This is a genomic window from Citrobacter meridianamericanus (assembly GCF_041320245.1).
Classification (GTDB): domain Bacteria; phylum Pseudomonadota; class Gammaproteobacteria; order Enterobacterales; family Enterobacteriaceae; genus Citrobacter; species Citrobacter meridianamericanus.
Genome location: NZ_CP101036.1, coordinates 4,525,701 through 4,547,240, shown reverse-complemented (window position 1 = coordinate 4,547,240; position 21,540 = coordinate 4,525,701). Strand labels below are relative to the sequence as shown.

General features: G+C 53.3%; 20 protein-coding genes and 1 other annotated feature. Of the genes, 15 read left to right on the top strand and 5 right to left on the bottom strand.

Annotated elements, in window-relative coordinates; translation table 11 throughout:
- Positions 1-7 precede the first annotated feature (7 nt).
- Complete coding sequence (radA, locus tag NMD08_RS22130) at positions 8-1,390, top strand: DNA repair protein RadA (RefSeq protein ID WP_001728171.1); 1,383 nt, start codon at positions 8-10, stop codon at positions 1,388-1,390.
- A gap of 65 nt (positions 1,391-1,455) precedes the next feature.
- Positions 1,456-2,685 carry a multifunctional transcriptional regulator/nicotinamide-nucleotide adenylyltransferase/ribosylnicotinamide kinase NadR gene (nadR, locus tag NMD08_RS22125; protein ID WP_126319332.1) on the top strand — a complete coding sequence of 410 codons (1,230 nt, stop codon included), beginning with the start codon at positions 1,456-1,458 and terminating at the stop codon, positions 2,683-2,685.
- Between the two features lie 99 nt (positions 2,686-2,784).
- Here the strand turns inward: nadR and ettA are convergent, their stop codons facing one another.
- Positions 2,785-4,452 carry an energy-dependent translational throttle protein EttA gene (gene ettA / locus NMD08_RS22120; protein ID WP_003019019.1) on the bottom strand — a complete coding sequence of 556 codons (1,668 nt, stop codon included), beginning with the start codon at positions 4,450-4,452 and terminating at the stop codon, positions 2,785-2,787.
- A gap of 331 nt (positions 4,453-4,783) precedes the next feature.
- On the opposite strand from ettA, the gene sltY reads away from it, so the two are divergent.
- Both sltY and trpR read left to right on the top strand, forming a co-directional pair.
- Complete coding sequence (gene sltY, locus NMD08_RS22115) at positions 4,784-6,721, top strand: murein transglycosylase (RefSeq protein ID WP_187259128.1); 1,938 nt, start codon at positions 4,784-4,786, stop codon at positions 6,719-6,721.
- 89 nt (positions 6,722-6,810) lie between these two features.
- Positions 6,811-7,137, top strand: coding sequence for a trp operon repressor (trpR, locus tag NMD08_RS22110; RefSeq protein ID WP_005123945.1), 327 nt, complete (start codon positions 6,811-6,813; stop codon positions 7,135-7,137).
- A 55-nt stretch (positions 7,138-7,192) separates the two neighbouring features.
- Here the strand turns inward: trpR and yjjX are convergent, their stop codons facing one another.
- On the bottom strand, positions 7,193-7,708 hold the full coding sequence (gene yjjX / locus NMD08_RS22105; RefSeq protein WP_038637026.1) for an inosine/xanthosine triphosphatase: 516 nt from the start codon (positions 7,706-7,708) through the stop codon (positions 7,193-7,195).
- 52 nt (positions 7,709-7,760) lie between these two features.
- Between yjjX and gpmB the strand changes: the two genes are divergently transcribed.
- Entirely contained in the window at positions 7,761-8,408 is a 648-nt protein-coding gene (gpmB, locus tag NMD08_RS22100; protein ID WP_151216678.1) for a 2,3-diphosphoglycerate-dependent phosphoglycerate mutase GpmB, read from the top strand.
- Here the strand turns inward: gpmB and robA are convergent.
- A complete protein-coding gene (gene robA / locus NMD08_RS22095; protein WP_151216679.1) occupies positions 8,405-9,274 on the bottom strand; it encodes an MDR efflux pump AcrAB transcriptional activator RobA in 870 nt (289 codons plus the stop codon). The genes gpmB and robA overlap by 4 nt on opposite strands.
- Before the next feature lie 211 nt (positions 9,275-9,485).
- Between robA and creA the strand changes: the two genes are divergently transcribed.
- From creA to creD, 4 genes are read left to right on the top strand one after another with little or no spacing between them, the layout of a single operon-like run.
- The gene (creA, locus tag NMD08_RS22090; RefSeq protein WP_151216680.1) at positions 9,486-9,959 is read left to right on the top strand and encodes a protein CreA; all 474 of its coding nucleotides are present in this window, start codon (positions 9,486-9,488) and stop codon (positions 9,957-9,959) included.
- A 12-nt stretch (positions 9,960-9,971) separates the two neighbouring features.
- Entirely contained in the window at positions 9,972-10,661 is a 690-nt protein-coding gene (gene creB / locus NMD08_RS22085; RefSeq protein WP_151216681.1) for a two-component system response regulator CreB, read from the top strand.
- Positions 10,661-12,085, top strand: a complete 1,425-nt coding sequence (creC, locus tag NMD08_RS22080; RefSeq protein ID WP_151216682.1) for a two-component system sensor histidine kinase CreC — start codon at positions 10,661-10,663, stop codon at positions 12,083-12,085. Before creB ends, creC begins: the two co-directional genes overlap by 1 nt.
- A 57-nt stretch (positions 12,086-12,142) precedes the next feature.
- Entirely contained in the window at positions 12,143-13,507 is a 1,365-nt protein-coding gene (creD, locus tag NMD08_RS22075) for a cell envelope integrity protein CreD (protein WP_151216683.1), read from the top strand.
- Positions 13,508-13,574: 67 nt separating this feature from the next.
- On the opposite strand, the gene arcA is transcribed toward creD, so the two are convergent.
- Positions 13,575-14,291 carry a two-component system response regulator ArcA gene (gene arcA / locus NMD08_RS22070; RefSeq protein WP_001194359.1) on the bottom strand — a complete coding sequence of 239 codons (717 nt, stop codon included), beginning with the start codon at positions 14,289-14,291 and terminating at the stop codon, positions 13,575-13,577.
- Between the two features lie 95 nt (positions 14,292-14,386).
- On the opposite strand from arcA, the gene yjjY reads away from it, so the two are divergent.
- From yjjY to thrC, 6 genes are all read left to right on the top strand, one after another.
- Positions 14,387-14,527 carry a protein YjjY gene (gene yjjY, locus NMD08_RS22065; protein WP_042998021.1) on the top strand — a complete coding sequence of 47 codons (141 nt, stop codon included), beginning with the start codon at positions 14,387-14,389 and terminating at the stop codon, positions 14,525-14,527.
- Between the two features lie 398 nt (positions 14,528-14,925).
- Complete coding sequence (locus NMD08_RS22060) at positions 14,926-15,612, top strand: tRNA/rRNA methyltransferase (protein ID WP_151224530.1); 687 nt, start codon at positions 14,926-14,928, stop codon at positions 15,610-15,612.
- A 206-nt stretch (positions 15,613-15,818) separates the two neighbouring features.
- Positions 15,819-15,945 (top strand) — a sequence feature (Thr leader region).
- Positions 15,824-15,889: a thr operon leader peptide gene (gene thrL / locus NMD08_RS22055; protein ID WP_032337689.1), complete on the top strand. Its 66-nt coding sequence runs from the start codon at positions 15,824-15,826 to the stop codon at positions 15,887-15,889. It overlaps the preceding feature by 66 nt.
- 23 nt (positions 15,946-15,968) lie before the next feature.
- Positions 15,969-18,431 carry a bifunctional aspartate kinase/homoserine dehydrogenase I gene (gene thrA, locus NMD08_RS22050; protein WP_187259125.1) on the top strand — a complete coding sequence of 821 codons (2,463 nt, stop codon included), beginning with the start codon at positions 15,969-15,971 and terminating at the stop codon, positions 18,429-18,431.
- A gap of 1 nt (position 18,432) precedes the next feature.
- Positions 18,433-19,362 carry a homoserine kinase gene (thrB, locus tag NMD08_RS22045; protein WP_370619065.1) on the top strand — a complete coding sequence of 310 codons (930 nt, stop codon included), beginning with the start codon at positions 18,433-18,435 and terminating at the stop codon, positions 19,360-19,362.
- Positions 19,363-19,365: 3 nt separating this feature from the next.
- Complete coding sequence (gene thrC / locus NMD08_RS22040) at positions 19,366-20,652, top strand: threonine synthase (protein ID WP_151224531.1); 1,287 nt, start codon at positions 19,366-19,368, stop codon at positions 20,650-20,652.
- 43 nt (positions 20,653-20,695) lie between these two features.
- Here the strand turns inward: thrC and yaaA are convergent, their stop codons facing one another.
- A complete protein-coding gene (yaaA, locus tag NMD08_RS22035; RefSeq protein WP_370619063.1) occupies positions 20,696-21,469 on the bottom strand; it encodes a peroxide stress protein YaaA in 774 nt (257 codons plus the stop codon).
- Positions 21,470-21,540: the final 71 nt, after the last annotated feature.

Here is a 21,540-nt window from a genome sequence, read left to right as displayed (position 1 = left end):
GTAAAACGTGGCAAAAGCTCCTAAACGCGCCTTTGTTTGTAATGAATGCGGGGCCGATTACCCGCGTTGGCAGGGGCAATGCAGCGCCTGTCAGGCCTGGAACACCATAACCGAGGTGCGTCTTGCCGCGTCGCCAACGGTGGCGCGCAACGAGCGACTCAGCGGCTATGCCGGAAATGCAGGCGTCGCAAAAGTGCAGAAGCTCTCTGACATCAGCCTTGAGGAACTGCCGCGTTTTTCTACCGGATTCAAAGAGTTCGACCGCGTACTCGGCGGTGGTGTGGTGCCCGGCAGCGCCATACTGATTGGCGGTAACCCCGGCGCGGGCAAATCAACGCTGCTGCTGCAAACGCTGTGCAGGCTTGCCGAGCAGATGAAAACCCTGTACGTCACCGGCGAAGAGTCGCTGCAACAGGTGGCGATGCGCGCGCATCGACTTGGCCTGCCGACAGCGAACCTGAACATGCTGTCGGAAACCAGTATCGAACAAATTTGCCTGATCGCTGAAGAAGAACAGCCGAAGCTGATGGTGATCGACTCCATTCAGGTGATGCATATGGCGGACATTCAGTCTTCGCCGGGCAGCGTGGCGCAGGTGCGTGAAACCGCAGCTTACCTGACGCGCTTCGCCAAAACGCGCGGCGTGGCGATTGTGATGGTCGGCCACGTCACCAAAGACGGTTCTCTGGCCGGGCCGAAGGTGCTGGAGCACTGTATTGACTGCTCAGTGTTGCTCGACGGTGACGCCGATTCGCGTTTCCGCACTCTGCGTAGCCATAAAAACCGTTTTGGCGCGGTGAATGAGCTGGGCGTCTTTGCCATGACCGAACAGGGGCTGCGCGAAGTTAGCAATCCCTCTGCAATCTTTTTAAGCCGTGGCGATGAAGTCACTTCCGGTAGTTCGGTGATGGTGGTCTGGGAAGGCACGCGCCCGCTGCTGGTAGAGATTCAGGCGCTGGTCGATCACTCAATGATGGCAAACCCGCGCCGCGTGGCGGTTGGTCTGGAACAAAACCGTCTGGCGATTTTGCTGGCGGTGTTGCATCGTCATGGCGGCTTGCAGATGGCGGATCAGGACGTGTTTGTCAACGTGGTCGGCGGCGTAAAGGTTACGGAAACCAGCGCCGACCTGGCACTGCTGTTGGCAATGGTGTCCAGCCTGCGCGACAGGCCGTTGCCGCAGGATCTGGTGGTCTTTGGTGAAGTGGGTCTGGCGGGAGAAATCCGCCCTGTGCCCAGCGGTCAGGAGCGTATTTCAGAAGCGGCGAAGCACGGCTTTCGTCGGGCGATTGTTCCCGCCGCCAACGTACCGAAAAAAGTGCCGGAAGGGATGCAGGTCTTTGGCGTTAAGAAGCTTGCAGATGCGTTAAGCGTGTTTGACGACCTATAATAAAATACCCGCCGTCTTTCCGGCGGCATTGGGTATAACGTTTATTTTTTCAGCAGGAGGCTCTTGTGTCATTTGATTATCTGAAAACCGCCATTAAGCAAAAGGGCTGTACCCTGCAACAGGTGGCGGATGCCAGTGGCATGACCAAGGGATATCTAAGCCAACTGTTGAATGCCAAAATTAAAAGCCCCAGCGCGCAAAAGCTGGAGGCGTTGCACCGTTTTCTCGGGCTGGAGTTTCCACGCCAGCAGAAAAATATCGGTGTGGTATTCGGAAAGTTTTATCCGCTGCATACCGGCCATATCTATCTTATCCAGCGCGCCTGCAGTCAGGTTGATGAACTGCATATCATCATGGGCTATGACGACACGCGCGATAGAAGCTTGTTTGAAGACAGCGCCATGTCGCAACAGCCCACGGTGCCTGATCGTCTACGCTGGCTGCTACAAACCTTTAAGTATCAGAAAAATATTCGAATTCATGCCTTCAACGAAGAGGGCATGGAGCCGTATCCACACGGGTGGGATGTGTGGAGCAACGGGATAAAAACGTTTATGCAGGAGAAAGGGATCCAGCCAAACTGGATCTACACCTCTGAAGAGTCAGATGCTCCGCAGTACCTCGAACATTTGGGGATCGAAACCGTGCTGGTGGATCCCAAGCGGACGTTTATGAGCATCAGCGGCGGGCAAATCCGTGAGAACCCGTTTCGCTACTGGGAGTATATTCCCACCGAAGTGAAGCCGTTTTTCGTGCGCACCGTGGCGATCCTCGGCGGGGAGTCGAGCGGAAAATCGACGCTGGTAAACAAGCTTGCCAACATTTTTAACACCACCAGTGCGTGGGAATATGGGCGTGATTACGTTTTCTCCCATTTGGGCGGCGATGAGATGGCGTTGCAGTATTCCGACTACGATAAAATCGCTCTGGGACAAGCGCAATACATTGATTTTGCTGTTAAGTATGCCAATAAAGTGGCTTTCATCGACACCGATTTCGTGACTACTCAGGCCTTCTGCAAAAAGTACGAAGGGCGTGAACACCCGTTTGTGCAGGCGCTGATTGACGAGTATCGCTTTGACCTGGTGATCCTGCTGGAAAACAACACCCCATGGGTGGCAGATGGTTTGCGCAGCCTTGGCAGCTCGGTTGACAGAAAAGCGTTTCAGACGCTGTTGGTCGAGATGCTGCAGGAGAACAATATCAATTTTGTGCACGTTCAGGAGCCGGACTACGATGGTCGCTTCCTGCGCTGCGTGGAGTTGGTGAAAGAGTTGATGGGCGAGCAGAGATAGTTTAAATGCCGGATGGGGCCGCGCTTATCCAGCCTACAAGTCGCACTAACCTCGTAGGCCTGATAAGGCATCACGCCGCCATCCGGCGCTTAACGGTAATTACTTCGAAATACGTTTGTACTTAATACGCTTCGGCTCCAGCGCATCCGCGCCCAGCGTGCGTTTCTTGTACTCTTCGTATTCGGTAAAGTTACCTTCGAAGAATTCCACCTTACCTTCATCCTGATAATCCAGGATATGGGTCGCGATACGGTCAAGGAACCAACGGTCGTGCGAGATAACCATTGCACAGCCCGGGAACTCCAGCAGGGCGTTTTCCAGCGCGCGCAGGGTTTCGATATCCAGGTCGTTAGTTGGTTCATCGAGCAGCAGCATGTTGCCGCCAACCTGCAGCAGCTTCGCCAGGTGCAGACGACCACGCTCACCGCCGGACAATTCGCCGACGCGTTTACCCTGATCCACACCTTTGAAGTTGAAGCGGCCCACATAGGCACGGCTTGGCATTTCGGTGTTGCCGATCTTCATGATATCCAGCCCGCCGGACACTTCTTCCCACACGGTTTTGCTGTTGTCCATGGCGTCACGGAACTGGTCAACGGAGGCCAGCTTAACGGTTTCACCCAGCGTGATGGTGCCGCTGTCAGGCTGTTCCTGACCGGACATCATACGGAACAGGGTTGATTTACCCGCGCCGTTCGGACCGATGATGCCGACGATAGCGCCTTTCGGTACCGAGAAGCTCAGGTCGTCAATCAACACACGATCGCCGTAGGATTTACGCAGATTGGTGACTTCAACGACTTTATCGCCCAGACGTGCTCCAGGTGGGATAAACAGCTCGTTGGTTTCGTTACGTTTCTGGTATTCAGTGTTGTTCAGCTCTTCAAAGCGTGCCAGACGGGCTTTGCCCTTAGACTGACGTCCTTTCGCGCCCTGACGAACCCACTCCAGTTCTTTCTCAATGGATTTACGGCGAGCCGCTTCCTGAGAGGCTTCCTGGGCCAGACGCTGATCTTTCTGCTCCAGCCAGGAGGAGTAGTTGCCTTCCCATGGAATACCTTCACCGCGGTCAAGTTCCAGAATCCAACCAGCTACGTTGTCGAGGAAGTAACGGTCGTGGGTAATGGCCACCACGGTGCCTTCGAAGTCGTGCAGGAAGCGTTCCAGCCACGCGACGGATTCGGCGTCCAGGTGGTTAGTCGGTTCGTCGAGCAGCAGCATGTCTGGTTTTTCCAGCAGCAGGCGGCACAGCGCGACGCGGCGGCGTTCACCACCGGAAAGATTTTCAATTTTGGCATCCCAGTCCGGCAGACGCAGAGCGTCAGCGGCACGCTCAAGCTGCACGTTCAGGTTATGACCGTCGTGCGCCTGAATAATCTCTTCAAACTTGCCCTGTTGCGCGGCCAGCTTATCGAAGTCAGCGTCCGGTTCGGCGTACTTCGCGTACACTTCATCCAGGCCTTTCAGCGCGTTAACCACTTCAGCAACCGCTTCTTCAACGGATTCGCGAACGGTATGTTCCGGGTTCAGTTTCGGTTCCTGCGGCAGGTAACCGATTTTAATGCCTGGCTGTGGGCGAGCTTCCCCTTCGATATCGGTATCAATGCCGGCCATGATGCGCAGCAGAGTAGATTTACCTGCGCCGTTCAGACCGAGTACACCGATTTTGGCGCCAGGGAAGAAGCTCAGTGAGATGTTTTTAAGAATATGACGTTTCGGCGGAACGACTTTGCCGACACGATGCATGGTATAAACGAATTGGGCCACGTTGGACTCGCCTCTATGTTTATCCCGTCATACTTCAAGCCGCAAATACGTTGGCTGTGTCGTTCACCCCAGTCACGTACTTTTGTACGCTCAGGGGATTCACTTGCTCGCCGCCTTGCTGCAACTTGAATTATTTAGGGCTAATTATTGGTAAATAGTTATCAAAGGCGAAGTGTAGCCTTTTTCATTGTCCAATCCCAGCCAGCAGATCTCACTCGCAACAAAAGTAAAAAAGTGTCCGTGACGTGGCGCATTCTGCAATGTCTGGTTAGCATGAATGAATTAAGCGGCATGATGCTGCACAGACGTAACATGAGAAGAGGAAGAGCTTGTGGACAAAGCCAAACAATTTACCTGGCGCCTGCTGGCTGCCAGCGTATGTCTGCTGACGGTCAGTCAAGTAGCGCGAGCGGATTCCCTGGATGAGCAGCGCAATCGCTATGCGCAAATTAAGCAGGCCTGGGATAACCGACAGATGGATGTCGTAGAACAGATGATGCCAGGCCTGAAGAACTATCCTCTGTATCCGTATCTGGAATATCGCCAGATCACTGACGATCTGATGAATCAGCCCACCATTACCGTCACCAATTTTGTGCGCGCCAACCCGACACTGCCGCCCGCGCGTACTCTGCAATCGCGTTTCGTGAATGAACTGGCGCGCCGCGAAGACTGGCGTGGGTTGCTGGCGTTCAGCCCAGAAAAACCGGGCACCACCGAAGCGCAATGTAACTATTACTTCGCGAAATGGAGTACCGGACAAACTGAAGAAGCCTGGCAGGGGGCGAAAGAACTGTGGCTGAGCGGAAAAAGTCAGCCGAACGCCTGTGACAAATTATTCGGCGTATGGCGTGCCTCAGGCACCCAGGATCCGCTGGCGTATCTGGAGCGTATTCGTCTGGCGATGAAAGCCGGGAATACCGGACTGGTCACGGCGTTGGCCGGACAGATGCCCGCAGAATATCAAACCATCGCTTCAGCGATCATCGCGCTGGCCAACGATCCGAATTCGGTAATGACTTTTGCTCGCACCACTGGAGCCACTGATTTTACCCGCCAGATGGCGGCGGTTGCCTTTGCAAGCGTGGCGCGTCAGGATGCGGAAAATGCCCGCCTGATGATCCCCTCGCTGGTGCAGGCGCAGCAGTTGAATGACGAGCAAACCCAGGAGCTGCGCGATATTGTTGCCTGGCGGCTGATGGGCAATGACGTTACCGACGAGCAGGCAAAATGGCGCGATGATGCCATTATGCGCTCGAATTCCACGACGCTTGTGGAGCGCCGCGTGCGCATGGCGCTGGGAACCGGCGATCGCCGTGGCCTGAATACCTGGCTGGCGCGCCTGCCAATGGAAGCCAAAGAAAAAGATGAATGGCGCTACTGGCAGGCGGATCTGTTGCTGGAGCGCGGACGTGAAGCGGAAGCCAAAGAGATCCTGCACCAGCTCATGCAGCAGCGCGGTTTCTATCCAATGGTTGCGGCACAGCGTCTGGGCGAAGAGTACGCGCTGAAAGTGGATAAAGCGCCAGACAAAGTTGACTCTGCGCTAACTCAGGGACCGGAAATGGCGCGCGTACGCGAGCTTATGTACTGGAACATGGATAATACTGCACGCAGTGAATGGGCGAATCTGGTCACCAGCCGCACGAAGTCCGAGCAGGCTCAACTGGCGCGCTACGCGTTCAACAATCACTGGTGGGATCTAAGCGTACAGGCCACGATCGCCGGTAAGTTGTGGGATCATCTGGAAGAGCGTTTCCCATTGGCCTACAAGGATCTGTTTACCCGCTATACCAGCGGCAAGGATATTACGCCAAGCTATGCGATGGCGATAGCGCGTCAGGAGAGCGCCTGGAACCCGAAAGTGAAATCGCCGGTTGGCGCCAGCGGGTTGATGCAGATTATGCCGGGCACGGCGACGCATACGGTGAAAATGTTCTCGATTCCGGGTTACAGCAGCCCGAGCCAGCTACTGGATCCTGATACCAACATCAACATTGGTACCAGCTATTTACAGTATGTGTATCAGCAATTCGGCAATAACCGCATTTTTGCGTCGGCGGCTTATAACGCCGGTCCGGGGCGCGTTCGTACCTGGCTTGGCAATAGCGCGGGCCGTATCGATGCGGTCGCGTTTGTCGAGAGCATTCCATTCTCAGAAACGCGGGGCTACGTGAAGAACGTACTGGCTTATGATGCGTACTATCGCTATTTCCTCGGCGATAAACCGGAGTTGATGAGCGACGCAGAATGGCAACGTCGTTACTGATCGCGTAGGTTGTGTTATGCTATTGTACTCGTTAAAGAGTACAAAGGGGGAGGCAAGCTCGCTTCCCCCCGCAACGATGGCGATAACTTATGACTCAGCAATCACCCTATTCAGCAGAGATGGCAGAACAGCGTCACCAGGAGTGGTTACGTTTTGTCGATCTGCTTAAACACGCCTATGAACAAGACTTACACCTGCCGCTGCTCAACTTGATGTTAACGCCGGATGAGCGCGAAGCGTTGGGCACGCGCGTGCGGATCATAGAAGAGTTGCTGCGCGGTGAGATGAGCCAGCGCGAGTTGAAAAATGAGCTTGGGGCGGGGATTGCCACCATTACGCGGGGTTCGAATAGCCTCAAATCCGCACCGGTGGATCTGCGTCATTGGCTGGAGCAGGTATTGCTCGGTAAAAATTGATCCGCCGGATGCAGCTTTGCTTTACCCGGCCTACGATTGAACATCCGGCACAATGCTATAAATACACCGCGTTATGAAACGGACTGAGCGCCAGAATCACCGCCTGGTGGTAGACGCTTGAGCGCGTCAGCTTGCCGGCGGTAAAGACGCCGATTGCACCCTCTTTACGGCCAATCTCGTCAATGCCCGTGTACTGCGACATTACCGGGCCGAGCGCTTCACCCTGGCGTACTCTGTCGAGAATGACAGCAGGCAATGGCAACGTGGCTGAACGGGCTTCGCCGCGCTGGACGCCGTTATCAATCACCACCCAACTGAAGGTGGCGTCATCGTCGATTCCCGCTTCAATAGCGACCCAGAAATCAGCCTGCGGGTGCAGGCGACGCGCGTTATCAACGCGATTTCGTGCGCCAGTGCGCGTTTCCTGGCTTCCGAAAGGCTGTTCCGGTACGCCACTCTCGACGGCGACGGGTTCAATATGGCAGGATCCTTCCCCGAAAATCTCTTCAAATGCCCGCAGAATTGCCTGAATTTTGGCAGGATTGGTGGTCGCAGAGATAACCTTGTGCATAATTAAGCTCAGTTTGAAAATTCATCGCATCGCAGTATAACGGAAAAAAAGCATGTTACAGGTATACCTTGTTCGCCATGGCGAAACGCAGTGGAACGCCGAGCGACGTATTCAAGGCCAGTCAGACAGCCCACTGACCGCTAAAGGTGAGCAGCAAGCCATGCAGGTGGGTGAACGCGCCCGCTCGTTTGGTATTACGCATGTCATCAGTAGCGATTTAGGTCGTACACGACGCACCGCAGAAATCATCGCCCAGGCCTGCGGCTGTGATATCGCCTATGACTCCCGCCTGCGCGAACTGAATATGGGCGTGCTGGAGCAACGTCATATCGATACGCTGACGCCGGAGGAAGAGGGTTGGCGTCGCCAGTTGGTGAACGGTACTGTTGATGGTCGTATTCCGGAGGGGGAATCGATGCAGGAACTGAGCGATCGCGTTAACGCGGCGCTGGCATCCTGTCTGGAACTGCCGCCGGGGAGTCGTCCGTTGCTGGTCAGTCACGGTATCGCGCTGGGTTGCCTGGTGAGTACGATTCTGGGATTACCGGCATGGGCTGAACGTCGCCTGCGTCTGCGCAACTGTTCTATTTCTCGTGTCGATTACCAGGAAAGTTTGTGGCTGGCGCCGGGATGGGTAGTTGAAACGGCAGGGGACATCTCTCATCTTGACGCCCCTGCTTTGGATGAACTGCAGCGTTAGCGGCGAATTGGAATCAGGAATTCGCAGCGCAGGTTGATCGGGCGATCTCCCGCTTTGGCATCTTCTGCCGGGTAGTATCGCTCGATATCCTGCCCTTTACGGCGCGTCAGGTTCAGCATCGGCATGCATGTGCCATACACCGTCAGGATAAACTCCTGCACGCCGGTCCCCAGCCCTTCATAGGTGAACATCACGTACTCGCCGCCCTGTAACAGAATAGGCTGCGCCGATGGCACATAGCCATTGGCCTGTTCCGGCGTTAGCGCAGTGGTGTAAAACACTTCCTGCTCGTCATCTTTTTCAATGCTCGGACGCGTTTCGTTTAGCCCGTACAGCACCGGAGGGATCGCAGGAGCCTGACTGAGGAAATCGCGCCAGAACTGAATACGCATTTCATGACGGAAATCCGAAATCTGTTCCAGCGAGCAGGAATAGCTTTGTGTGGTGCCAAGCAGTTGCGTATCTTCCAGCGTGACGAACTCATGCGCCGGCATAGCAAATTCACCCAGTCGCATTGGTGGGCGAATACCGAACGCGCTCCAGTCCGGCGAGCGACGATACAGCGCAGGCGTCTGGGAAAACTGTTTCTTGAACGCGCGGGTAAAGGTTTGTTGAGAGTCGAAGCGATATTGCAGGGCAATATCCAGAATCGGACGCGCAGTCAGGCGTAGCGCCACTGCGGATTTCGATAAACGACGGGCGCGGATATAGGCGCCAATAGCATGGCCCGTCACGTCCTTAAACATTCTCTGCAGGTGCCACTTGGAATAGCCTGCTTTTGCCGCCACATTGTCAAGCGACAAAGGCTGATCCAGATGACCTTCCAGCCAGATTAACAGGTCGCGAATAATGCCAGCCTGATCCATATAATATCCTCATCCTTTCAACAACGAGTACCTGACGTCAGGTATGTGGATAATAGCATTTTTTGTTGTTTTAGCATTCAGTGTTTTTTTTGCTCATAAATGCTTTTTTCGGACATACGAAAACGTAATTATTGTAATCCTGTGATCTGTATACGTTTTATCTTAGAATGTCGAATTATTACACAGTGCAACATTTAAGAATGGTAACAATATGAAATATAAGAGCTTAATCATTTCCTCAATTCTGCTGATGTTGACGCAGGCCGCCCATGCGGAGCAGATTGGATCGGTTGATACGGTATTCAAAATGTTTGGCCCGGATCATAAAATTGTGGTCGAAGCGTTTGACGATCCGGATGTGACCAATGTGACCTGCTATGTGAGTCGTGCGAAGACCGGCGGCATCAAAGGTGGATTGGGGCTGGCGGAAGATACCTCTGATGCCGCGATCTCCTGTCAGCAGGTGGGGCCGGTAGAACTGAGCGACAGAATCAAGAACGGCAAAGCGCAGGGCGAAGTGGTATTTAAAAAACGGACATCGCTGGTGTTTAAATCTTTACAGGTTGTGCGTTTTTACGACGCAAAACGTAATGCGCTGGCCTATCTGGCCTATTCAGATAAAGTGGTCGATGGATCGCCCAAAAATGCCATCAGCGCGGTACCGATTATGCCGTGGCGGCAATAACAAGGAAGCAAAATGCAACAGCCGTTGATCTGGTTGGTGGAGGATGAGCAGGGCATCGCCGATACGCTTATCTACATGCTGCAACAGGAAGGCTTTAGCGTCGAAGCGTTTGAGCGCGGGTTACCCGTGCTGGAAAAATCTCGCCAGCGATGCCCTGATGCGATCGTTCTGGATGTCGGACTGCCGGATATCAGCGGTTTTGAACTGTGCCGACGCCTGTTGGAACGCCATCCGGCGCTACCGATTCTCTTTTTGACTGCGCGCAGTGATGAAGTTGATCGCCTGCTGGGGCTGGAAATTGGTGCGGATGACTATGTTGCCAAGCCTTTTTCGCCGCGCGAAGTGTGCGCACGTGTGCGTACGCTGCTGCGGAGGGTGCAAAAATTCTCCGTGCCTTCATCGACGACGCGCTGTGGGGATTTTGAACTTAATGAGCTGGCCGCGCAGATCAGTTGGTTCGGTATGCCGTTAAACCTGACGCGCTATGAATTTCTGTTGCTAAAAACCTTGCTGATGTCGCCAGGTCGCATCTACTCTCGCCAGCAGTTGATGGATTTAGTCTGGGCCGATGCGCAGGATACCTTTGACAGAACGGTTGATACCCACATCAAAACGCTGCGCGCCAAGCTGCGGGCCATCAACCCCGAGCTTTCCCCCATCAATACGCATCGCGGTATGGGATACAGCCTGAGGAGCGTCTGATGCGCATTGGTATGCGTTTGCTGCTCGGCTATTTTCTGATTGTCGCCGTCGCCGCCTGGTTCGTTTTGTCGATCTTTGTACAGGAAATTAAGCCAGGCGTTCGCCGGGCGACCGAAGGTACTTTAATTGATACCGCCACGCTGCTGGCCGCGCTGGCACGTGATGACTTACTCTCTGACTCACCTACCAACGGCAAGCTGGCGCAGGCCTTTTCACAGCTGCATAACCGCCCATTCCGCGCCAATATCAGCGGCATTAACAAAGTACGTAATGAATACCATGTCTACATGACGGACGCGCAGGGCAAGGTGGTGTTTGATTCAGCTAACCAGGCCGTCGGTCAGGACTACTCCCGCTGGAACGACGTGTGGTTAACGCTACGCGGGCAATACGGCGCTCGTAGCACGCCGCAAAACCCGGATGATCCGGAAAGTTCAGTGATGTACGTTGCCGCACCGATCGTGGACGGCGGGCGTATTATCGGGGTGCTGAGCGTAGGTAAGCCGAATGCGGCAATGGCACCGGTGATTAAACGCAGTGAACGGCGGATGCTGTGGGCCAGCGCCGTATTGCTGGGCATTGCCTTAGTGATTGGCTTTGGGATGGTGTGGTGGATAAACCGCTCCATTGCCCGACTGGCGCGCTATGCCGACTCTGTCACCGAAAATCGCCCCGTCCCGCTGCCAGATTTAGGTAGTAGTGAGCTACGTAAACTGGCGCAGGCGTTGGAAAGTATGCGTTTGAAGCTGGAGGGCAAGAATTATATTGAGCAATATGTGTATGCGTTGACGCATGAACTGAAAAGCCCGCTGGCGGCCATTCGCGGTGCGGCTGAGATTTTGCGCGAAGGCCCGCCGCCAAACGTGGTTGCGCGCTTTACTGATAATATTCTGACGCAAAATGCGCGCATGCAGGCGCTGGTTGAAACCTTGCTACGGCAGGCGCGACTGGAGAATCGACAGGACATTACGTTGACGCCAGTGGCGGTAGATGCGCTTTTTACCCAGCTTAAAGAGGCGCGTAGCGTGCAGCTGGCGGCAAAAAACATCACGTTAACCATTATGCCTTCATCTCTTAGCGTCGCTGCCGATCTTGCGTTGCTGGAGCAGGCTCTGGGGAATTTGCTCGACAACGCTATCGACTTCACGCCACAGGATGGGGTAATTACGCTGAGCGCGCATCAGCAGGAGGATCAGGTCACGTTGCGGGTCATCGACAGCGGCAGCGGCATCCCTGACTTTGCGTTACCGCGTATTTTTGAGCGCTTCTACTCGTTGCCCCGTGAGAATGGGCACAAGAGCAGCGGGTTGGGACTGGCGTTTGTCAGCGAAGTTGCGCGACTGCATGCAGGTACGGTGACATTATGCAACCGACCTGAAGGTGGCGCACAGGCCTCGTTTACACTTCACCGTCACTTCACATAACTTCAAATTCTGCGCACATAGCTGTTCTACCTTGCTGAAATTGCAAAGGAGAACGCTATGTTTAAATCACCCCTGTTTTGGAAAGTTGTCACCTTAGGTGGCGCAATATTGCTGCTGTTAATTCCACTCACGATGGTCAGGCAGATAATCGTTGAGCGATCCGATTATCGTGATGACGTTGAAGATGCAATCCGCCAGAGCACCAGCGGACCGCAAAAGATGGTCGGCCCGTTGATAGCCATTCCGGTCACAGAGCTTTATACCTCGCTGGAGGATGGCAAAGAGATCCAGCGTAAGCGAAGCTATATCCATTTCTGGCTGCCGGAGTCGTTGGTGGTTGAGGGGAATCAGAACGTTGCAGCGCGTAAAATCGGTATTTATGAGGGGCAGGTCTGGCACAATGACCTCTCGGTGAAGGCCGAGTTTAACGCCGAACGGTTGAGTGATTTAAACCATCCCAATGTCAGCGTCGGCAAACCGTTTATTGTGGTTAGCGTGGGGGATGCGCGCGGGATTGGTGTGGTAAATACGCCGCAGGTCAATGGAACGCCGCTGGCGGTTGAACCGGGGACGGGGCTGGATGGACGTGCGCAAGGGATCCACATTCCGTTACCCGACGTGAGCTGGGCGGAGAAAAATCTGAGCATGACGCTGTCGCTCAATTTGAGCGGAACAGGAAATTTCTCGGTCGTTCCGGTGGGGCGTAATAGTGAAATGACCTTAACCAGCAACTGGCCGCATCCCAGTTTTCTTGGTGACTTTCTCCCGGCTAAGCGTGAAATCAGCGAATCCGGATTCAAGGCCCAGTGGCAAAGCAGTTGGTTCGCGAATAACCTCGGTGAGCGCTTTGACGACGAAAAGATTGGCTGGCTGGGCATGCCGGCGTTTAGCGTCGCCGTCGCCACGCCTGCAGATCAGTATCAGTTAACGGACAGGGCAACAAAATATGCCATTTTACTGATTGTGCTGACCTTCATGTTTTTCTTCGTGCTTGAAAGTATGACCAGCCTGCGTTTGCACCCTATGCAGTATCTGCTGGTGGGGCTGTCGCTGGTGATGTTTTATCTGCTGCTGCTGGCGCTGTCGGAACACATTGGTTTTACCGCCGCGTGGATCACTGCAAGCCTGGTGGGGGCGTTGATGAACGGCGTGTACCTTCAGGCGATACTGGGATGGCGTAACAGTATGTTGTTCACCGTGGCGTTGCTGGCGCTGGATGGTGTGATGTGGGTGCTGCTCCGTTCACAGGACAGCTCTTTACTGCTGGGAACAGGCGTGTTGTTGCTCGCGCTGTGCGGAGTGATGTTTCTGACGCGTCATCTTGACTGGCACTCGTTGGCGCAGCCAAAACCTAGGGCAAAGTCTACAGAACTTCCGGAGCCTCAGCCTGCGAAGAGCGACGAGTTTCGCTTGTGGAAATAGGGCGCTGGGGAAACGAAAAATGAAAAACGGCGCATAAAGCGCCGTTTTTTTACCTGTGAGGATTGAATTAATCCTGCAGGTCGCCGCAGAAACGGTAGCCTTCACCGTGAATAGTGGCGATGATTTCTGGCGTATCCGGCGTTGATTCGAAATGTTTACGAATGCGGCGGATAGTCACGTCAACGGTACGGTCATGCGGCTTCAGTTCGCGACCGGTCATTTTTTTCAGCAGCTCTGCGCGAGACTGGATCTTGCCCGGATTCTCACAGAAGTGAAGCATGGCACGGAATTCGCTGCGTGGCAGTTTATACTGCTCGCCGTCAGGACCAATCAGAGAGCGGCTGTTGATGTCCAGCTCCCAGCCATTGAACTTGTAGCTTTCGACGCTACGGCGTTCTTCGCTGACAGTACCTAGGTTCATGGTACGGGACAGCAGGTTACGAGCACGGATAGTCAGCTCGCGCGGGTTAAACGGCTTAGTGATGTAATCGTCTGCGCCGATTTCGAGGCCGAGAATTTTATCGACTTCGTTATCACGGCCCGTCAGGAACATCAGCGCAACGTTAGCTTGTTCGCGGAGTTCGCGCGCTAACAGCAGGCCATTTTTCCCAGGCAGATTGATATCCATAATCACAAGGTTGATGTCATATTCAGAGAGAATCTGATGCATTTCCGCGCCATCTGTCGCTTCGAATACATCATAGCCTTCTGCTTCGAAAATGCTTTTCAACGTGTTGCGTGTTACTAACTCGTCTTCAACGATAAGAATGTGCGGGGTCTGCATGTTTGCTACCTAAATTGCCAACTAAATCGAAACAGGAAGTACAAAAGTCCCTGACCTGCCTGATGCATGCCGTAAATTAACATGATCGGCGTAACATGACTAAAGTACGTAATTGCGTTCTTGATGCACTTTCCATCAACGTCAACAACATCATTAGCTTGGTCGTGGGTAGTTTCCCTCTGGACCCGACAGTGTCAAAAACGGCTGTCATCCTAACCATTTTAACAGCAACATAACAGGCTAAGACATGCCGGACACCCAATAAAACTACGCTTCGTTGACATATATCAAGTTCAATTGTAGCACGTTAACAGTTTGATGAAATCAACGTATCCAAATGTTTGCTTTCATCACAAAATTTCAATATTACAACTAGTTGCACGCGCTAATTAATAAATGTAATGAATCCAACCAATGCGAACCATTTTAAATTAAATTATCATGGATAAACAGAAGGATATGCAACTTTTGTTAACATATAAGGCAATAGTGCAGCCTGGAAATAGTTTAGCATTTTTTACTGAACGCGAAATGCTTTTTCAGTGACTTCTGTTAAAAATATGTAAATTCGCGATGCGTAATATGTTGATGTGCGTCACATTATTACCTGTACACAGGCCAAAAGAGTATCGAAATGCGTTTAACAATTATTCTGGTTGCCCCCGCCAGAGCGGAAAATATTGGTGCGGCTGCCCGTGCAATGAAGACCATGGGATTCACCCAGATGCGGATCGTTGACAGTGAGGCCCATCTGGAACCCGCCACGCGATGGGTTGCGCATGGTTCTGGCGATATTATTGATAATATTAATGTTTTTCCAACGTTAGCGGAGGCGCTTCACGACGTTGATTTTACCGTTGCGACCACGGCGCGTAGCCGGGCGAAGTTTCATTATTACGCCACACCGGTCGAACTGGTTCCCCTGTTGCAGGAAAAATCAACGTGGATGGATCATGCCGCACTGGTTTTTGGCCGTGAAGATTCGGGGCTGACCAACGAAGAATTGGCTCTGGCGGATGTACTCACCGGGGTACCTATGGTAGCTGACTACCCTTCACTCAATTTGGGGCAGGCGGTGATGGTGTATTGCTATCAATTAGCAGGTTTAATACAACAACCGGCCAGAAACATTGAGGTAACGGATGAGCATCAGCTACAGGCATTGCGCGAACGAGTTTTGCGTTTATTAGCCACGCTGAACGTTTCTGACGACATTAAGTTGACGGACTGGCTGCAACAGCGAATGGGTCTGTTAGAGCAGCGAGACACCGCAATGTTGCACCGTTTTTTACATGACATAGAAAAAAATCTTACAAAATAAAGTGCTGTAAATATTTTTATTTCTGGTTTTTTATTCTGGATTCAAGTAGGCGAGACATGCTGTATTGGTTGAAAGTAAAAGGGCAAGCAGTCGCTCGTGAACAAGTTTCGGAATGTGATCAATTTAAAAATTTATTGACTTAGGTCAGCAGATACTTTAACCCTAAAAGAATACAGGACAGATAATAAATAATTACAGAGCACACAACATCATGAAACGCATCAGCATCACTATTACCACAACCATCACCATTACCACAGGTAACGGTGCGGGCTGACGCGTACAGGAAACACAAGAAAAAGCCCGCACCTAAACAGTGCGGGCTTTTTTTTCGACCAAAGGCAATGAGGTAAACCATGCGAGTGTTGAAGTTCGGCGGTACATCAGTGGCAAATGCAGAGCGCTTTCTGCGGGTTGCCGATATTCTGGAAAGCAATGCCAGACAGGGGCAGGTTGCGACCGTGCTCTCTGCCCCCGCAAAAATTACCAACCATCTGGTGGCGATGATTGAGAAGACCATCGGTGGTCAGGATGCTTTAGCCAATATCAGCGACGCCGAACGTATTTTCTCTGAGCTGTTGGTGGGGTTGGCCGCCGCACAACCGGGCTTCCCGCTGGCTCCGCTTAAAGCCTTTGTTGAACAAGAATTTGCTCAGATTAAGCACGTCCTGCATGGCATCAGCCTGTTGGGACAGTGCCCGGACAGCATCAATGCCGCGCTTATCTGCCGTGGCGAAAAAATGTCGATCGCCATCATGGCAGGCCTGTTGGAAGCGCGTGGGCACAACGTGACGGTCATCGACCCGGTCGAGAAATTACTGGCGGTAGGCCATTACCTTGAATCTACCGTTGATATTGCTGAATCTACGCGTCGTATTGCCGCCAGCCGTATTCCTGCGGACCACATGATTCTGATGGCCGGATTTACCGCCGGGAATGAGAAAGGTGAGTTAGTGGTGCTGGGACGTAATGGCTCCGACTACTCTGCCGCCGTACTGGCCGCCTGTTTGCGTGCTGATTGTTGTGAAATCTGGACCGATGTTGATGGCGTATATACCTGCGATCCGCGCCAGGTTCCCGACGCCCGATTGCTGAAATCGATGTCTTATCAGGAAGCGATGGAGCTTTCTTACTTCGGCGCCAAAGTTCTGCACCCACGCACCATTACCCCTATTGCCCAGTTTCAGATCCCCTGTCTGATAAAAAATACCGGCAATCCGCAAGCGCCGGGTACGCTGATCGGCGCCAGCAGTGATGAAGACGATTTGCCGGTCAAAGGTATTTCTAACCTCAATAACATGGCGATGTTTAGCGTCTCCGGCCCAGGAATGAAAGGCATGGTAGGCATGGCGGCGCGCGTTTTTGCCGCGATGTCGCGTGCGGGCATCTCAGTGGTGCTGATCACGCAATCCTCTTCTGAATACAGTATTAGCTTCTGCGTCCCGCAGGGCGACTGCGCGCGTGCGCAACGCGCAATGCAGGATGAATTCTATCTCGAACTGAAAGAAGGCCTGCTGGAGCCGCTGGCGGTGACTGAGCGTCTGGCGATCATCTCAGTTGTGGGCGATGGTATGCGCACGTTGCGTGGCATCTCAGCGAAATTCTTTGCCGCGCTGGCTCGCGCTAACATCAATATCGTGGCTATCGCCCAGGGCTCGTCTGAGCGTTCTATTTCGGTGGTGGTGAATAACGACGATGCCACCACTGGTGTGCGCGTAACCCATCAGATGCTGTTCAACACCGACCAGGTGATTGAAGTGTTTGTGATTGGCGTAGGCGGGGTGGGTGGTGCATTGCTGGAGCAGCTTAAACGCCAGCAAACCTGGCTTAAAAAGAAGCATATCGATCTGCGCGTGTGCGGCGTGGCAAATTCGAAGGCCCTGCTGACCAACGTCCACGGTTTGAATCTGGAAAACTGGCAGGCTGAGCTGGAAAACGCGAAAGAGCCATTCAACCTTGGGCGCTTAATTCGTCTGGTGAAAGAATATCATCTGCTCAATCCGGTGATTGTCGACTGTACATCAAGCCAGGCGGTGGCGGATCAGTACGCTGATTTTCTGCGTGAAGGCTTCCATGTGGTTACGCCGAACAAAAAGGCTAACACCTCGTCGATGGATTACTACCATCAGCTGCGTTTTGCTGCGGCGAAGTCCCGGCGTAAATTCCTTTACGACACCAACGTGGGCGCGGGCTTACCAGTTATTGAAAACTTGCAAAATCTGCTTAGCGCAGGTGATGAATTGCAGCGTTTCTCCGGCATTCTTTCCGGCTCGCTGTCATTTATTTTCGGCAAGCTGGATGAGGGGATGAGCTTTTCCAGGGCCACCACTCTGGCGCGGGAACTGGGCTACACCGAGCCCGACCCACGTGACGATCTTTCCGGTACGGACGTGGCGCGTAAGCTGCTGATCCTCGCCCGTGAAACCGGTCGTGAGCTGGAGCTTTCAGACATTGTTATTGAGCCTGTCCTGCCAAAAGAGTTTGATGATTCCGGTGATGTTTCCGCATTTATGGCGAAATTACCGCAGCTGGATGACGCCTTTGCCGCGCGCGTGGCGAAAGCCCGTGATGAGGGGAAAGTATTGCGCTATGTTGGCAATATTGAAGAGGACGGCGTCTGCCGCGTGAAAATAGAGGCAGTAGACGGCAACGATCCGCTGTTCAAAGTGAAAAACGGTGAAAACGCGTTGGCGTTTTACAGCCACTATTATCAGCCGTTACCGTTAGTTCTGCGCGGATACGGTGCGGGTAACGACGTGACGGCGGCGGGCGTATTCGCCGACCTGCTACGTACCCTTTCATGGAAGTTAGGAGTCTGACATGGTGAGAGTTTATGCCCCGGCTTCCAGTGCCAATATGAGCGTCGGGTTTGATGTGCTCGGGGCGGCGGTTACCCCGATAGATGGCTCGTTGTTGGGCGATGTGGTGTCCGTTGAGGCGGCCGACCATTTCAGCCTGAACAACCTCGGGCGCTTTGCTAATAAGCTGCCGTCTGAGCCGCGAGAAAATATCGTCTACCAGTGCTGGGAGCGTTTCTGCCAGGAACTGGGTAAAAGCGTTCCGGTGGCGATGACGCTGGAAAAAAATATGCCGATTGGCTCTGGGTTAGGCTCCAGCGCCTGTTCCGTTGTGGCAGCGCTGGTCGCGATGAATGAACACTGCGGTAAGCCGCTCAACGATACGCGCCTGTTGGCAATAATGGGCGAGCTGGAAGGGCGTATCTCCGGCAGTATTCATTACGATAACGTTGCCCCGTGCTTTTTGGGCGGCATGCAGTTAATGATTGAAGAAAACGGCATTATCAGCCAGCAGGTGCCAAGCTTTGATGAGTGGCTATGGGTGCTGGCATATCCGGGGATTAAAGTATCGACGGCAGAAGCGCGGGCGATTTTACCTGCGCAGTATCGCCGACAAGACTGTATTGCCCACGGGCGGCATTTGGCTGGGTTTATCCATGCCTGCTATTCCCGTCAGCCAGCGCTTGCCGCGAAGCTGATGAAAGATGTCATTGCTGAGCCGTACCGTACCCGTTTGCTGCCAGGCTTTAGCCAGGCACGTCAGGCGGTAGCGGAAATCGGCGCGCTGGCCAGTGGTATCTCCGGGTCAGGACCGACGCTGTTCGCTTTATGCGACAAGCCGGATACGGCGCAGCGTGTCGCAGACTGGCTGGATAAAAATTACCTGCAAAATCAGGAAGGCTTTGTTCATATTTGCCGGCTGGACACGGCGGGCGCACGGGTACTGGGATAATCAATGAAACTGTATAATCTGAAAGATCACAACGAGCAGGTCAGCTTTGCGCAGGCCGTCACGCAAGGGCTTGGCAAGAATCAGGGATTGTTTTTTCCGCACGATTTGCCGGAATTCAATCTGACAGAAATCGATGAGATGCTGAACCAGGATTTCGTTAGCCGCAGCGCTAAGATCCTTTCCGCATTTATTGGTGATGAGATCCCACAGGAAGTCCTTGCAGATCGCGTACGTGCGGCGTTTGCCTTCCCTGCGCCGGTGGCTCAGGTTGCCGCGGATGTCGGCTGTCTTGAACTATTCCATGGTCCTACGCTGGCATTTAAAGATTTTGGCGGACGCTTTATGGCGCAGATGCTGACGCATATTAGCGGCGATAAACCGGTCACGATTCTGACTGCCACCTCTGGGGATACCGGGGCGGCGGTTGCACATGCCTTTTATGGCCTGAAAAACGTGCGAGTGGTGATCCTTTATCCGAATGGCAAGATCAGCCCATTACAGGAAAAATTGTTCTGTACGCTGGGCGGCAATATTGAAACTGTCGCCATCGACGGTGATTTTGATGCCTGTCAGGCGCTGGTTAAACAGGCGTTTGATGATGACGAGCTGAAGGTGGCTTTGGGGCTGAATTCGGCTAACTCAATCAACATCAGCCGTCTGCTGGCGCAAATTTGTTACTACTTTGAGGCCGTGGCGCAACTGCCGCAAGAGGCGCGAAATCAGCTGGTTATTTCCGTTCCCAGCGGTAACTTTGGCGATTTGACCGCCGGGTTGTTGGCGAAATCACTGGGCCTGCCGGTGAAGCGTTTTATCGCCGCGACCAACGTCAACGATACGGTTCCACGCTTCCTTGCACAAGGCGAGTGGGCACCGAAAGCAACCCAGGCGACGTTGTCGAATGCGATGGATGTCAGTCAGCCGAACAACTGGCCGCGCGTGGAAGAACTGTTCCGCCGTAAAATCTGGCGTCTGAATGAGCTGGGTTACGCCGCCGTTGACGATGTCACGACACAGGAAACGATGCGCGAGCTGCATGAGTTAGGCTACACCTCTGAACCGCATGCGGCGGTGGCTTACCGTGCGCTGCGTGATCAGCTAAACCCTGGCGAGTATGGTCTGTTCCTCGGTACTGCGCATCCGGCGAAGTTTAAAGAAAGCGTTGAGGAGATTCTTGATCTGAAGCTGGCTCTGCCAAAAGAGCTGGCGGAACGCGCAGACTTGCCGCTGCTTTCGCATCATCTGCCAGCTGATTTTGCGCAACTGCGTAAGCTGATGATGACCCGCGGGTAATTCTTGTGCCGGATGAGGCGTTAGCCGTCATCCGGCATGTACACTACTGCTCGTGACGCTTGAACACCAGTTCACCTTTCCCTGACGATTCTTCATCAAAGAAATAGCCTTCGCTGTTAAAAGCGGTCAACTGTTCTGGCTGCGTTAAGCGGTTTTCAATGATGTAGCGGCTCATCAGGCCGCGCGCTTTTTTGGCATAGAAGCTGATGACTTTGAACTTGCCGTTCTTCTCGTCAAGGAAGACCGGTTTGATCAGTTCTGCATTAAGCTTTTTCGGCTTCACCGATTTAAAATACTCATCCGAAGCGAGGTTAATCACCACGCTGTCGCCTTGCGCTTCAAGTGCTTCGTTAAGTTTATCGGTGATGGTATCTCCCCAGAACTGGTAGAGATCTTTACCTTTCGCATTGGCCAGACGAATGCCCATCTCCAGACGGTAAGGTTGCATCAAATCCAGCGGACGTAGCACGCCGTAAAGTCCGGACAACATCCGTAAATGCTGCTGAGCGAAGTCGAAATCCGCCTCGCTGAAGGTTTCAGCCTGCAGTCCGGTATACACGTCGCCCTTAAACGCCAGAATGGCCTGGCGCGCATTTTCCGGGGTGAAGTCAGGCTGCCAGTCATGGAAACGCGTGGCATTCAAATCCGCCAGTTTGTCGCTAATCCCCATCAGCTTGCCAATCTGCGGCGCAGAAAGCTGGCGCGCCACGTGGATAAGCTGCTGGGAGAAATCCAGCAGTTCGGGTAGCGTATGGCGTGTCGTTGCCAGCGGACTTTGGTAGTCGAGCGTTTTTGCAGGTGAAATCAGAATCAGCATATCCAGTCCTTGCAGGAGATTTATTGCGACTTTAGCAAAAAAAACGACAGAATTGATCGATGGTTGTGATT